This window comes from Caballeronia eucalypticola (genome assembly GCF_047608185.1).
Taxonomy (GTDB): Bacteria; Pseudomonadota; Gammaproteobacteria; order Burkholderiales; family Burkholderiaceae; genus Caballeronia.
This window is the reverse complement of the sequence record NZ_JBLKRU010000089.1, coordinates 1-14,221: the sequence shown is the minus strand read 5'-3', so window position 1 is coordinate 14,221 and position 14,221 is coordinate 1. Positions and strand designations below refer to the sequence as shown.

General features: G+C 57.5%; 13 protein-coding genes. 7 read left to right on the top strand and 6 right to left on the bottom strand.

Annotation, left to right across the window (positions count from 1 at the left end; all coding sequences use genetic code 11):
• Positions 1–72 precede the first annotated feature (72 nt).
• The 4 genes from ACMX25_RS39950 (at position 73) to ACMX25_RS39935 (ending at position 4,302) form a co-directional block, all read left to right on the top strand.
• Positions 73–366: a co-chaperone GroES gene (locus ACMX25_RS39950; RefSeq protein WP_414952559.1), complete on the top strand. Its 294-nt coding sequence runs from the start codon at positions 73–75 to the stop codon at positions 364–366.
• Positions 367–379: 13 nt separating this feature from the next.
• Positions 380–2,020, top strand: a complete 1,641-nt coding sequence (gene groL / locus ACMX25_RS39945) for a chaperonin GroEL (protein WP_414955329.1) — start codon at positions 380–382, stop codon at positions 2,018–2,020.
• Between the two features lie 197 nt (positions 2,021–2,217).
• The gene (locus ACMX25_RS39940) at positions 2,218–3,165 is read left to right on the top strand and encodes a D-isomer specific 2-hydroxyacid dehydrogenase family protein (protein ID WP_414955328.1); all 948 of its coding nucleotides are present in this window, start codon (positions 2,218–2,220) and stop codon (positions 3,163–3,165) included.
• Positions 3,166–3,351: 186 nt separating this feature from the next.
• Positions 3,352–4,302: an aliphatic sulfonate ABC transporter substrate-binding protein gene (locus ACMX25_RS39935; protein ID WP_414955327.1), complete on the top strand. Its 951-nt coding sequence runs from the start codon at positions 3,352–3,354 to the stop codon at positions 4,300–4,302.
• A 51-nt stretch (positions 4,303–4,353) separates the two neighbouring features.
• On the opposite strand, the gene ACMX25_RS39930 is transcribed toward ACMX25_RS39935, so the two are convergent.
• From ACMX25_RS39930 to ACMX25_RS39905, 6 genes are all read right to left on the bottom strand, one after another.
• Complete coding sequence (locus tag ACMX25_RS39930; protein ID WP_414955326.1) at positions 4,354–4,935, bottom strand: DUF4865 family protein; 582 nt, start codon at positions 4,933–4,935, stop codon at positions 4,354–4,356.
• Between the two features lie 40 nt (positions 4,936–4,975).
• Positions 4,976–5,374 carry a bleomycin resistance protein gene (locus ACMX25_RS39925; RefSeq protein WP_414955325.1) on the bottom strand — a complete coding sequence of 133 codons (399 nt, stop codon included), beginning with the start codon at positions 5,372–5,374 and terminating at the stop codon, positions 4,976–4,978.
• Positions 5,375–5,488: 114 nt separating this feature from the next.
• A complete protein-coding gene (locus ACMX25_RS39920) occupies positions 5,489–5,830 on the bottom strand; it encodes a hypothetical protein (RefSeq protein ID WP_414955324.1) in 342 nt (113 codons plus the stop codon).
• A gap of 138 nt (positions 5,831–5,968) precedes the next feature.
• Positions 5,969–6,625: a methionine ABC transporter permease gene (locus ACMX25_RS39915; RefSeq protein WP_414955323.1), complete on the bottom strand. Its 657-nt coding sequence runs from the start codon at positions 6,623–6,625 to the stop codon at positions 5,969–5,971.
• Entirely contained in the window at positions 6,606–7,781 is a 1,176-nt protein-coding gene (locus ACMX25_RS39910; RefSeq protein ID WP_414955322.1) for a methionine ABC transporter ATP-binding protein, read from the bottom strand. Before ACMX25_RS39910 ends, ACMX25_RS39915 begins: the two co-directional genes overlap by 20 nt.
• A gap of 23 nt (positions 7,782–7,804) precedes the next feature.
• Entirely contained in the window at positions 7,805–8,617 is an 813-nt protein-coding gene (locus tag ACMX25_RS39905; RefSeq protein WP_414955321.1) for a MetQ/NlpA family ABC transporter substrate-binding protein, read from the bottom strand.
• 676 nt (positions 8,618–9,293) lie between these two features.
• On the opposite strand from ACMX25_RS39905, the gene ACMX25_RS39900 reads away from it, so the two are divergent.
• From ACMX25_RS39900 to ACMX25_RS39890, 3 genes are all read left to right on the top strand, one after another.
• Positions 9,294–10,601, top strand: a complete 1,308-nt coding sequence (locus ACMX25_RS39900) for an acyl-CoA dehydrogenase family protein (RefSeq protein ID WP_414955320.1) — start codon at positions 9,294–9,296, stop codon at positions 10,599–10,601.
• Positions 10,602–10,947: 346 nt separating this feature from the next.
• On the top strand, positions 10,948–13,476 hold the full coding sequence (locus ACMX25_RS39895) for a TonB-dependent receptor plug domain-containing protein (protein WP_414955319.1): 2,529 nt from the start codon (positions 10,948–10,950) through the stop codon (positions 13,474–13,476).
• A 56-nt stretch (positions 13,477–13,532) separates the two neighbouring features.
• A partial coding sequence (locus tag ACMX25_RS39890; RefSeq protein WP_414955318.1) for an LLM class flavin-dependent oxidoreductase occupies positions 13,533–14,221 on the top strand: 689 nt, incomplete at its 3' end.

The following is a 14,221-nucleotide window of genomic DNA, read 5'->3' as shown; positions in this document are numbered from 1 at the left end:
ATTCTTATACTCGATTCTTGTTAGCACCCAACTTAGAGGAGTGCTAGTCATCCACCACAATGGAATCCAACCATGAGCCTACGTCCGCTACACGACCGCGTCATCATCAAGCGTCTCGACCAGGAAACAAAAACCGCATCGGGCATTGTGATTCCCGAAAGCGCCGCTGAAAAACCGGACCAGGGCGAAGTCATTGCCGTCGGCCCCGGTAAGCGTGATAGCGATGGCAAGCGCATCGTACCCGACCTGAAGGTCGGCGAGCGCGTGCTGTTCGGCAAATACTCGGGCCAGCAGGTCAAGGTCGACGGCAACGAACTGCTCGTGCTGCGCGAAGAAGATATTGTCGCCGTAGTCACCCAACAATAACGGAGCTTCAGAAATGGCAGCCAAAGAAATTGTCTTTAGCGACACCGCGCGTTCGAAGCTGGTCGAAGGCGTCAACATCCTCGCCAATGCAGTGAAGGTAACGCTTGGGCCCAAAGGCCGCAACGTCGTGCTGGAGCGCAGCTTCGGCTCCCCGATCGTGACGAAGGACGGCGTATCGGTCGCGAAGGAAATCGAGCTGGCCGACAAGCTGCAAAACATCGGTGCGCAACTGGTGAAGGAAGTCGCGTCGCGTACCAGCGACGACGCTGGCGACGGCACCACCACGGCCACCGTGCTGGCACAAGCGATCGTAAGAGAAGGGCTGAAATACGTGGCTGCGGGTCTCAATCCGCTGGACTTGAAGCGCGGCATCGACAAGGCAGTCATCGCCGCTGTTGAAGAACTAAAAAAGATCAGCAAGCCCACCACGACCAGCAAGGAAATCGCGCAAGTCGCGACCATCTCGGCGAATGGCGAGGAATCGATCGGTCAGCGGATCGCCGAAGCGATCGACCGTGTGGGCAAGGAAGGCGTGATTACGGTCGAGGACGGCAAGTCGCTCGACGACGAACTCGATGTGGTTGAAGGGCTGCAGTTCGATCGCGGTTACCTGTCGCCCTATTTCATCAACGATCAGGACAAGCAGGTCGCCGTCCTGGATGATCCGTTTGTGCTGCTGCACGACAAGAAGGTATCGAATATTCGCGATCTGCTGCCGGTGCTGGAGTTGGTGGCGAAGGCGGGACGACCGCTGCTGATCATCGCGGAAGACGTCGAAGGCGAAGCGCTCGCGACGCTGGTCGTGAACAACATCCGTGGCATCCTGAAGACGGTGGCAGTCAAAGCGCCGGGCTTTGGCGATCGTCGCAAGGCGCTGCTCGAAGACATCGCGATCCTGACTGGCGGACAAGTCATTGCTGAAGAAACCGGTCTTACGCTGGAAAAGGCGACGTTGGCGGAATTGGGCCAGGCCAAGCGCATTGAAGTAGGCAAGGAAAACACCATCGTTATCGACGGTGCCGGGGACACGAAGAATATTCAGGCACGCGTCAAGCAGATCCGCGTCCAGATCGAAGAGGCAAGCTCCGACTACGACCGCGAAAAGCTGCAGGAACGCGTGGCGAAACTGGCGGGCGGCGTCGCGGTGATCAAGGTGGGTGGTGCGACCGAGATCGAGGTCAAGGAGAAGAAGGACCGCGTTGACGATGCGTTGCACGCAACGCGTGCGGCCGTCGAAGAAGGCATTGTGCCGGGCGGCGGCGTTGCATTGATTCGCGTCAAGCAAGCGATCAGCGGCCTGAAAGGCGCTAACGCAGACCAGGACGCGGGCGTCAAAATCGTGCTGCGCGCATTGGAAGAACCGCTGCGCCAGATCGTCACGAATGCGGGCGAAGAAGCCAGCGTGGTCGTCGCGCGAGTCGCCGAGGGCACAGGCAACTTTGGCTATAACGCACAGACCGGCAAATACGGTGATCTGGTTGAATCGGGCGTGCTCGATCCGACCAAGGTCACGCGCACTGCGCTGCAGAACGCGGCGTCGATTGCGGGCCTGTTGCTCACGACCGATGCAACGATCACCGAAGCGCCGAAGAACGCGGCCTCGGCCGCGCCTGGAGGCGGACCGGGCGCTGGCGGACCGGGCTTCGATTTCTGAGCCTTGGCCCACCTGTAGTCACGGTGGTACGTAAGCACGTCGGCGCGTCCAGTTTTCGACGCGCCGACGTGTGTTTCGGCATCACGATACCGCGGCTTTCCAGCTCTACGCTTCCTTATTCTTCTATTCACGCACCACTGACTAATCTTCTCGCTCAGCATGCTTGGGCGGGTCGTCACTTCCTGTTCTGAAAATCCATGGTCACCATAGCCAGCCAGCTCGCCGAGCCATTCAATGATGCAGTGCGCGCGCTGCTGCCTGATGTACGGGTAATAGGCATACCGCGCGGCGTGCCGGCCGATTTGCCTGAGCAAACGTCGATCTTGATCGCTGCCCCGATCATCATACGAGGTGCGCTGGCACCGCAACATGCCCCTTCCGGATGGCCCTTCGGGCTACGCTGGGTGCAGCTCGGTTCTTCAGGGATCGACTTCTATCCGCGTTGGTTCTTCGATGGACTACCCGTTACCACTGCGCGCGGCACCTCCTCCACGGCGATTGCTGAATTCGCGTTAGCCGCAATCTTTGCCCACGCGAAGCGCCTGCCCGACATCTGGATTCACGACGCGCAGCAATGGGCCCTGACACCGCTCGCAACGGTGCAAGGCAGCACGGTTGGCATATTCGGCTTCGGCTCTATTGGTCAGGCTCTTGCGCAGAAAGCGCTCGCACTCGGTGCCCACGTCATTGCTGTGCGGCGGCAAGGTTCTACCGCGCCGGACCTGCTCGGTGTCACGCTCGTTGCCGGTATCGCCGAACTGGTGCGGGAAGCGGACCATCTCGTACTCGCGGCGCCGGCCACCGCGACAACCCGACATATTGTTAACCGCGAGTTGCTTGCTCAGGCAAAGCCGGGACTACACGTGATCAATGTTGCACGCGGCTCATTAATCGACAACGAAGCGTTACTCGAGGCGCTTGCCGATGGTCGCGTTGGTTCAGCTTCGCTTGACGTTACCGAGCCGGAGCCGCTACCGGCTGGGCATCCGTTCTATACGCATCTGCGCGTCCGCCTGTCGCCCCATACGTCGGCGATTGGTCCACACAATGCGGCTGAATTGGCAGCCAAGTTCGTCCATAATTTCAGCGCCTTTACTCACGGTACAACGCTTGAAGATCTCGTCGATATCCACCGGGGTTACTAGAACCTGTCCCCGACTGCGCGGCCATCATCTCTGGATCTTTCAACCTCAACTTAACAAAATACCCCGAGTCGCCCTTATTCGGTCCAGTCATAACCTTCGATCAAACACACTTCCACTACACATCATCGCGATCAGTCTCAACAGCCGGGCTGATGCATGAACCACAGACCAGGACATTCCGACATCGTGCGCCAAGTTCTTCGTTTTTCCTTCGCGCTCGCCCTGCTTATTTTGGTAGCGCGACTCGCCATCGGTGCTCCCAGCTACCCTGAGGTCATTCGCATTGGCTATCAAAAAGGTAATAGCCTGGTGATTCTGAAAGCGAACGGCGAGCTGGAGAAGACACTGGCGCCGCTGCATGTCAAGGTGGAATGGCATGAGTTCGCTTACGGGCCGCCGATGATCGAGGCGCTAGCCGCCGGCGATATCGATCTCGGTTTCGTCGGCGCTACACCACCCGTCTTCGCTCAGGCGGGCGGCGCACCGAATCTCGTGTATGTGGGTTACGCGGCACCTTATGGAACCAACTACGGCGTTGTCGTGCCGGCCAAGTCGGAAGCACGCACGTTCGCCGATCTGAAGGGACAACGGATCGCTGTGGCTGAGGGTTCCGCGGGCGAATATCTACTGCTGAAGGCGTTGGAGAACGCAGGATTGACCCCCGCCGATGTCCGTATCACGTACTTGCAATACAGTGAGGCGCGCGCAGCAATTGAACGCGGCGACGTTGCCGCCTGGGTCGTGCCGGACCCGCGTCTGGCCGACGTTGAAACGAACGCCGGCATGCGTGCGATCACGACTGCGGCGAATCTTCCCGCGCAATACAGCTTCTATGTCTCTCCACGGGCATTCGCCGAAAAGTATCCGGCAGTCCTTCGCAGCGTGCTGGAACTCGTCGACGCCACCGAGCATCACGCCCAAACGCATATCGATGAAACGGCAGCGTTTCTGGAGAAAGATACGCGCGTCCCAGCGGCTGTCTGGCAGATAGCGTTGAAACGGAACCCGTGGGGCGTGAGTGCGCCGCTTACGCCCGAAGTCATTGCTGCGCAGCAGGAAGTGGCGGACACCTTCGCACGCTATCACTTGATTCCCCGGCCCGTTCATGTGGCAGACGCAGTCGTGCGAATTCCATGATCGGTTCCCCGCCCGGGCTTCGGCTGGGCTTCGTCAAGATAGAGCGCAGTGCTAAGCGGCGTTCGCAAAGGGAAGCGTATCGAGAAGCGGCTTGGCGAGGTGCAGGACCTCGTAGCTCGTGCCCGCTTCGCTTGCCGCCGGTTCATGCTCCAACAACACGATGCGCGTGAATGTCCAGTTCTGGGTGTCCACACCCACTGCGGTCGCGACAGTTGTGGATTGCTCAGCGACTTCACGGTTCCGCTCGACTTCGCTTGCGAACACGGCCGACAAGTCTGCGTCCAAAGGAATAGCCAGGTCCTCCCTGACGACGAATCGAGCATGGTGTGCGTGACCCTTGCGTGCGTCGAGCGCAAACCGCGTTTGAATGTCCGCCCGCCCGAAAGCATCTGTCACGACCTTGTAGCGACCGCTTACCAGGAAATCACGGAATGCATCATCCTGGCGCCACAGATACAGCGACGAATAACTATTCGCGATGGCCCCATAGCGCCCGCTTTCGCGCAGTAGAAAAGTCTTGAAGTAAAGCTCCGGAACGGTGTTCCAGAGCGGGCCCCGTTCCTTCGCCCGGGTGCGGATCAATCCGGTATCGTAATTGGCCGGCAAGCGATGGGAGTAGTGCGCGATGATCATGGCTAACGCTCCTTTTGGTGTGTCGGACTTGAACGCTTGATCACGTGCCGCGCTGGCCGAGGCTCGCCGAGAATCGCACAAGATAGCCGTCCGGATCTTGCACCAGGAACTGATGCACGCCCGATTCAATTCCACCCGTGCGATACCACTTTTGCTCGGGCGCGAGAAATAGAGGCCAGTCGACACGCTCCAACGTTTCGAGAATCGGTGCAAGCGTCTTTACGCTGACCTGGAAGTTCAACCCTCGTCCGAACGGTGCCTCCAGCACAGCCGTTATCCAGTTACGCCCGCGCCCTCGCTCCTCCAGCATGATTTGCGCACCATCGTGATCAAGATAGGCAAACCCCTCATCCAGGCGATCATAAACAACCTTGAAACCGCATAGATCACGCCAGAACTGCAAGCTGGTGTTGATATCCGTAACCAGTAATTTGCGCACCAGCCTGGCCGGTGTGAACGATGATTGCAAAGTACCCGGGCTCACTGATGCAAGGTGGCCCCGTGCGCGCTGCTCCGGAAATACTCTACGACGACATCACGCTTCTTCATGAAGCTAAGCTCTTCGTGTCAATAACGCGAGATCTCGCACGCTTGCCAATGAGGCACCATAGCCGCTGAGAACGCCCGTCACACGACGCGTAACCGGAAAGGTTGCGGTACTCCTGGAGGGTTCAGCGGGATTGTCGCCTTGTACCGGCAGTTCAGTTTTTACCCGGCGAAATGCTATTTTTCCATCCACCTTGTTGATCATTTTTACGAACCCCTCTTGTGCAAGTGCACAAAGAGTGTCCCGTAAGATCGCGGTAGTAACGTCGAAATGTTGCGCCAAATACGTTGGATTGTAATCGCGGCCAATCTGCATGCGGTTGAGAAGGGTAACCTGCGTGAGCTTCATTGAGGATCCTGTAACTAAGACGGGTTCCTAACGATAGTAGTAGCGCCCCAAACCCGCTCCAAGCGACTTATGAACCTATCTATTCCCGGATTCATTCAATGTAAGCCTTCGCATGCTGCACTCGACAGAACCCTTCGCTCAACGCTTATGGTCAGTGCGACGTGCAAGCCATTCGCCGGCGAACTGCACAATAGAGACCAGTGCGATAAGGATCACGATCACCATGAACATGACTTGCGTCTCGTATCGTTCGTAGCCGTATCGAATTGCCATGTCGCCCAGGCCACCCCCGCCCACGGCTCCCGCCATGGCAGAGGTATCGATCATGGCAATGGCAGTCACTGTTATCCCGCCCAGAATGCTGGGAAGCGCTTCAGGCAGTAACACGTGCCGCACGATATGCCAGCGCCGGCATCCCATTGCTCGCGCGGCTTCAATCAAACCCGGCTCCACGCTGTTCAGACTGACCTGCACGATGCGTGCAAAAAACGGTATGAGATTCGCGCTAAGCGGCACGATGGCTGCCCACGTGCCAAGCGTCGTCCCTACAATGAAGCGGGTCACCGGCAACAGCGCGACCAGTAAAATAATAAAGGGGATGGCCCGAAACATATTGATGACGATCGACAACGTCTTGTTCAAACGCGGCTTTGGATAAAGCCCGTCGACAGCGGTTGCATTCAGTACAACAGCAATGATCAGACCTGCCACGATCGCGATCGCCATCGACACACTCACCATGAGCAGCGTCTGAAGGAGCGCGTGAATGTATCGGTCAAGTATTGGCGTGGACATAACCTAACACCTCTATGTGAGCAGCCGGCAGCGTCTTGCGCGCCTGTTCTTCATTCCACCCTTGCACGGGAACTGATATCAGCAGGTTTCCCTGCGCATGGCCACGAAGGCGATCCAGTCCGCCATGCAACAAGTTCGCGCTTTGACCCAGCGCAGCCAAAGCTGCGAACGGGACGCCACCGGGAAGTCCATTCCCCGGAAACCGGACCTTGAGAATGGTTTCGCCTGGCTGTCCGCGCAGATCCGCCACAAGCCTGTCGGCCAGATCCAGCGGCAGATCGTGCAACAGTGGTCGCAACAATGCCCGGGTCGCATCCGCTTGTGGATTGCCGAAGACCTCCCAGACCTCTCCTCGCTCCACGACCTGCCCACCATCCAGGACCAGCACCTTATGGCAAATTTCCCGAATGACCGACATATCGTGCGTGATCAGCACGATGGTCAGGCCGAGCTTGCGGTTGATGTCCCGTAGCAGATCGAGAATGGATTGCGTGGTCTCCGGGTCGAGTGCTGAAGTAGCCTCGTCGCAGAGCAGGATCTCGGGATTGTGAACAAGCGCCCGGGCAATGCCCACTCGCTGCTTCTGGCCGCCCGATAGTTTGGCCGGGTAAATGTCCGCCTTATCACGCAGCCCTACGAGTTCGAGCAGCGCGTCAACTCGCTCTTGCACGATTTTCGGTTTCACCCCGGCAACACGCAAAGGCAGGCCGACGTTCTCCCTGACGGTCTTCGCGGAAAGCAGGTTGAAGTGCTGAAAGATCATGCCAATGCGCCGGCGCAGCGCAACGAGTGCATCCTCATCGAGCGTACCCACATCGATATTATCGACACGCACCCGCCCGGAACTGGGCGATTCGAGCATGTTTATCGCACGCAGCAGCGTCGACTTACCTGCCCCGCTACGGCCAATAATGCCGAAGATTTCGCCGCGTTCTACATTGAACGAGACGTCCCTGAGCGCCGTGACCGTCCCTTTGCGTCCTGAGTAATGTTTCTGCAAATTCTCAAACGCAATATGAACGTCCAGCGTCTTAGCGTCCGGCAGCGGGCCGCTAACCACGCGGCGAACAGAGTCATGAACATCGTTAATAGATGAACCTCGAACAGGAATCTGGCTTAAGCCGGGGACATACGAAATGGCGGGTTCAAAAGACATGCGCGCTGCTCAAAGGCATGCCGTCAGAACGCGGGAATGACTGAGCCGTTGAAATGCGTCTCAACGTAGGTCCGCACTTCCGGAGACTGATAGGCTTTGACCAGGTTCTTGACCCACGGCGCGTTCTTGTCCTGTTCGCGGACCGCGATGACGTTGACGTACGGATTGTGGTCCTTCCTCTCGACCGCAATACCGTCGCGAGTGGCGAACAGGCCCGCTTCAGAAGCGAAGTTATTGACGATCGCCGCGGCATCGACGTCCGGGAGCGAACGTACTTGCACAATATCCGAGGCTTCTACAAATTTAAGGTTCTTGGGGCTTGACGTGACGTCCTGCAACGTGGCCGTTCCCGTGAACGGATCAAAGCCGTCGCGCAGCGTAATCAGTTTGTGATCGCGCAGAATGACCAGCGCGCGCGTCTGATTGCTAGGGTCGCTTGGAATACTGACCGTTGCGCCTTCCGGCAAGGTCTCCAGTGATTTGTACTTCTTCGAGTAAAACGCAATTGGCGAGATGTACGTGTTCCCCACGGGCACGATCTTGTAGCCCCGCTGCTTTACCTGATCTCGCAAGAACGGGATGTGCTGGAAAGAATTTGCATTCAGATCGCCGTTGTTAAGTGCTTCGTTAGGGCTAGCTGTTCCCGTAATAACGATGGACTCCACTGGCAAGTGGTTATTCTTCGCTACCTGGGTCACGATCTCCCAGATCTGTTCGTCGACACCCCCGCGCACACCCACTTTCAAAGGCGCTGAGTCGGCTGCGAACGCTGCGCCATGGGAAACCATCAACGTAGCAACAACAGTAGCGATCAAGCGTAAGCCTCGGCGAACCATAGTGACTCTCTCTTTAACGTTGAAAATAGTGTGGGGCGATTATAGGGACGGGGTTTACAAAGGTCTAAGAATTGTTCATTGAATGCTAATCACCGTTTAGCGCTAGCTTTTTGAAGCCCGGTAAGCGGTTCGGTAGTTGGCACATTGGATGTCTCCGCCTGTTTCTATCGAACACGTCCAACCTTGTCGTGTCCAACATGAATAAATTTGTATACCTAACTAGTACGATCGATAAAATACGAATGTTTTCGTTAAGCTTTCAAGCGCGCCCACCCTGCGTCGAAACCGCATGTTCAGCGCCGCTCATCGACGCCACGCCACCTTCATCGATGCACCCACGAAACAAGCAGAGGTGCAAAGACTATGCAGTCGCAACTGATAATTGACCGATCATTCCTGTGTAAAGAAAATTCCAATAGCTTCGTTGCGACCTTACAAGCGCGATGCTTCAATCTGTCGCTCGAAGCGCCAAGGGTTCACTGAAGCAAGCACACGCTGCTCTTACGTCGCTTAACCTGCTGGATCACGTCTCGGACTGCGTCGGACTGACAGACCAAGAGCGGCTAAAGAGCGGGCTAGATCAGCCAGCAACGCGCGCGAGTGACTGCACTCTGTCCATACCCGCTTCCCTGGTGTCTCCAGACATTCCCAACCCCAATGCAAGGAAAGCGAGACAATGTCCGTCCAGCTTCTGCAAGACTCGTCCGCCGGCAAATCAACACTCGACCAGGCTGAAATAGGGCCCAACCCCGAGCCCAACCCAGAGCCCAATCTGCAGACCGGTCCGACTCGCCGCAGCCGTGAGGCGATCCTCGCCGACCTTCCTTCCATTGCAGAAGAGATCGCCAAAGGCGCGGTTGCTCGCGAGCTCGGCCGGGAGTTGCCGTTCGAAATTTTTCGCACTCTGCGCCAGACTGGGCTGACATGGCTGCGCGTGCCAAAGCACTTAAGCGGCCCCGGCGGCACCCTTGCTGATCAGGTAGAGGTCATCTGCAGCCTGGCCGCGGCGGATTCAAACGTGGCGCACGCGTTGCGCAGTCATTTCGGCTTCCTTGAGTCCATTGCCGTCGATCCCGACGCGCCGGTCAGCCGGAAGTACGTAAAGGAAGTGCTGGCCGGAAAGCTCTTCGGCGGCGCACATATGGAAATCAATACGCCGCGGCCGAACATGCTGCGCACCAAGCTTGTGAAGCAAGGTGACCGATACATCCTGACGGGCAAGAAATACTACGCAACGGGTGCGGCTTTCTGCGACTACACCAGTTTCACCGCGCTCGACGAAGAAGGCCGCGTGACCGGTGCGCTGGTTCCTGCCAACCGCAAGGGTGTGCAGATCCTCGACGACTGGGACGGCATGGGCCAGCGACTCACCGCAAGCGGCGGCGTGGATCTCGATGACGTGGAAGTGTTCCCCGACGAGATCACCTCTCGACTCGACGGTAACCCGTTCGTGCGGCGGCACAATGCCACGCGCGCGCAACTGCATCTGGTCGCGTGCATTGCCGGCATCGTGCGCAATGTCTTCACCGATGCAGTCGGGTACGCCCAGAAGCAGGCGCGCTCGGCCAAGCACAGCCACTCCGAAACGGCGCGAGGCGATCATTTTGTGCAGCAGGTGATTGGTGACATAGCCGCGGCCTCCCATGCGATCAACGTGATCATTGCCGACGTAGCGCGAACGCTCGACGCTGCAGCGACTGGCATTGTCACGGGCGCGCCGAATCTCGATGAGCTCGTCATGGCGAGTGCGCTCGCGAACTCGAAGGCGCAGATCGTGGTCGGCAAGCTAGCCATTCGCGCAGCCGAAAAGCTCTTCGATACGGGCGGTGGATCGGCCACTTCACGCAAGTATGACTTCGACCGCCACTGGCGAAATATCCGCACGATCCTCAATCACAATCCGTTGCTTCTGAAGGGCCGGGTGATAGGCGATTACTACCTGAACGGCGAGCGGGCCGATTTTGACGAAGGCCGTGTGTTTTGACACCGTGCGTAGCTGCTGCGTCATGCTGTGTAATGGAAATCGCCACTGATGCGGACAATCATGACGCACGCACTTGCTTATCCGCAAGGAATCGGAAACTGAAACAATACGACACAACGAAATAAGAAATAGTTCGTTAGGAATGGAAAGTAATTTTGATATCGTACGGATGCACTTCGGTAAATGACTTTCCCAATTGGTTCGGTTTCCGCCTCTCAGCGCCAGAGGAACGGGCGGTGTTGCGCGCCCGTTCCTCTGGCTTGATTGAGAGCGCACTGTCAATTCCATTTAATCGCACGTCCCCGCTATTACTCGAGCGGAGCTCCAGCGTGCATCAAGGATTACTATGTCTCGGCTCCATAGACGAAACGCTCGTATCTCGAAGCGCAATACGCCGCGGCTGGCCGCCATTTCGGTGGCGCTCGGAAGTTTGTATAGCGCCGGAGCATGGGCGCAATCGACGGCAACCGGCAATGACGTGGCGAAGGTTCAGGACGTTGTGGTTACCACTGGCTCGCGTGGCGACACCAAGACGGTCGCCGACAGTCTCGCGCCCATCACGGTCGTGACTGACGCGGAACTGGCGCAGACCGGCAAGCAGAATCTGCGTGACGCACTCGCGTCGCTCGACCCGACTTATGCAAATGTCCCCGGTTTCAAGGGTCAGCAGGGAATTGGCGTCAATACCGCCAGTTTGCGCGGGCTGAGCGGCAATGAGGTCCTGGTCTTGGTGAACGGCAAGCGGCGGCATTCGTCGGCGGTGACCATTGCGGGCATCGGCGGCACGGGAACCGATCTCGACCTGATACCGGTGAGTGCTATCGACCACATCGAAATCCTCAAAGATGGCGCCGCCGCGCAGTATGGGTCGGACGCCATTGCGGGCGTGATCAATATCATTCTTAAATCCGATTCGAGCGGCGGCAGCCTTAGCACCTCATATGGACAAAATGCCAATGCGAACGTAGGCGGTCTAGGGCAGAACGGAAAAACCGGGGACTTTTCGCTCAATCAGGGTATTGCACTTCCGCATGGCGGCTCGTTGAACTTAAGCGCCGCGGTGATCACGCAGAAGGACACGAACGTAGCCGGTCCCGTTCCTAACAATACGAACATTTATCCTCTGCTCCCTAACGGAACGCCCGACCCGCGCGAGACGACCAATTCCCGTTATCGGCAAATAATGGGGCAACCGAATACGCAGACGCAAAATTTTTCTTATAACTTTAATCTGCCCATTAACGATGCCATTCAGGTTTATTCGAATGCGACATACAGCCACCGGTTTTCACAAGGTTTCGGAACCTATCGGTCGGCTAGTTCTTCGCAGAATAACCTCGCGTTTTATCCTGAAGGTTTCCTGCCGCAATTCGCCGTGCAAGACAACGACTACCAGGTGGTCGCGGGGGTCAAGGGAACCAACCTGCTAGGTTGGGATTGGGACTTGAGCACATCGTATGGCCGCGACGATGCACGGGTCGAGGACAACAATGCGTTGAGCCCTTCGTTTGGCGCCGCGAGTGCCACCAACTTTTATCTGGGTAGCCTGATCGCGAGTGAGTGGACGACCAACCTCGACTTGACCCGCAAGGTGAACACCGGTTTGTTCGACAAGCCGTTGCAAGTGTCCTTCGGTTTCGAGCATCGGTACGATGAGTTCCAGCAGACCGTTGGCGACTACCAATCGTACGCACAGGGCGGCTACGTGCCGGCAACGGGGCCGTTTGCAGGCCAGCCAATCTCACCGGGCTCGGCCGGCATGGGCGGCTTCTCGCCGTCCGCAGCGGGGTCCTATGGACGCACCAACGACGCTGCTTATATCGACTTGGCGCAAGCGTTGACGAACAAGTGGACGGTTGACCTTGCGGGGCGTTTCGAACACTACGACCAGGGTGTCGGTAACGTAGCGAGCGGCAAGCTCTCTACCCGTTATGAATTCTCCCCGGCAATAGCAGTTCGCGGCACGGTCAGTAACGGCTTTTCCGCACCTTCGTTGCAAGACTCCTACTTTACGAACATCAGTTCCAGCTATAACCGCGACGTTTTCACCGGCGCATGGATCCAGCAGATCAGCAAGCTCGTCCCCGCGTCGAACCCTGCCGCACAGGCACTGGGCGCCACGCAACTCAAGCCGGAGAAATCGACCAGCTTCAGCGTAGGTTTCGTGCTCAAGCCGATCGAGCGGCTGAATGTTTCCGTCGATGCATACCAGATCGTGATCGAGAACCGCATTGTCCAGTCGACGGCCTTGCAAGGCAGCGCCGTACAGGCGCTGCTCACGGCCGCGGGACAAAGTCCGAACCAGACGGTTTCGTATTTTGCCAATGCAGGCACGACCGTAACGCAAGGCGTTGACGTGATCGCCGATTACTTCACGCCGCTAGGAAAATACGGCGATGTGAAGTGGACCTTCATGAGCACTCAGCAGAACCAGCAAATACGGAGTCTGAACAATCCATCCGTATTGAGCGCGAACGGTATTCAGCTAATTGGACGTGATGCTCAAGGGCGCCTGACAGTGGCGAATCCGAAGAACGTCACATCGTTGTCCGGTGACTGGACTTACGGCAAGTTCGGCGTCTTTGTGAAAGAGACTCGCTATTCCAGTGTGGTCGGGCTCAATGCGATTGCTGCTAATCGTGATGAATATGTGCCGGCGGCCTTCATCACGGACCTGAACCTGAGTTACTGGCTCACGAAGAAATCCAGGCTTTCGATTGGCGCGAACAACCTGTTCAACAAGAAGCCGCCGAACCTCCCCGCCGCGGCCATCCAGTATTTTGGTTTCCCGGTTTCCACGCCGAATCCAAGCTGGTTTTCGCCCTATGGCGTGAATGGGGGGTTCTATTACGCACGTCTTGATGTTGTCTGGTGATCCCGCCAAGACCGCGTGAAAACGGCTTCATGCTGCTCGGCGATTAAGGAGTTTTGATGACATACGAAACGGTTTCTCCGGCTGACATTCCCGGCAGTCCGCTTGCCAACGCGCTCAAGCAGCCCCTGATGCTGGGGGTCTTCCTGAATCTGCAGGACATCCGGTTGTCGACGTTCCCGACCACCTCGACCTGGACTTTCGATTACAACGCGGAGGTGGTGCGCAAGGCAGATGATCTTGGCTTCGAACTGGCATTCAGCCGAACGCAATGGCTGCCAAAAGGCGGCTATGACGGCGAAGCCTCGCTTGATGCTTTCGTTGCGCTCGGCGCCATGGCCGCGATCACCAAGAACATCCTGCTGATCTCGACCATCCACGTGCTCTACGGTCCGATACATCCGCTGCATCTGGCCAAGTACGGCGCCACGCTCGATCATATTTCGAAGGGCCGGTGGGGCATCAACATCGTCACCGGGCATCGTGCCGTCGAGCACGAGATGTTCGGCTGGGATCGTATTGAACACGACACGCGCTATGAGCTCGCCAGCGAACTATTCGATGTCGTCCAGCGGCTGTGGACCGATACCGAGAATTTCTCGTTCGAGGGCAAGTCACCGTGGAAAGTACACAACGGCTACATCACACCGAAACCGCTGTTCGGACGGCCGGTGCTGGTGAACGCGACCGGCTCCGAAGCGGGTATCGCGTTTGCTGCGAAGTATTCGGACATCGTGTTCATTACGAG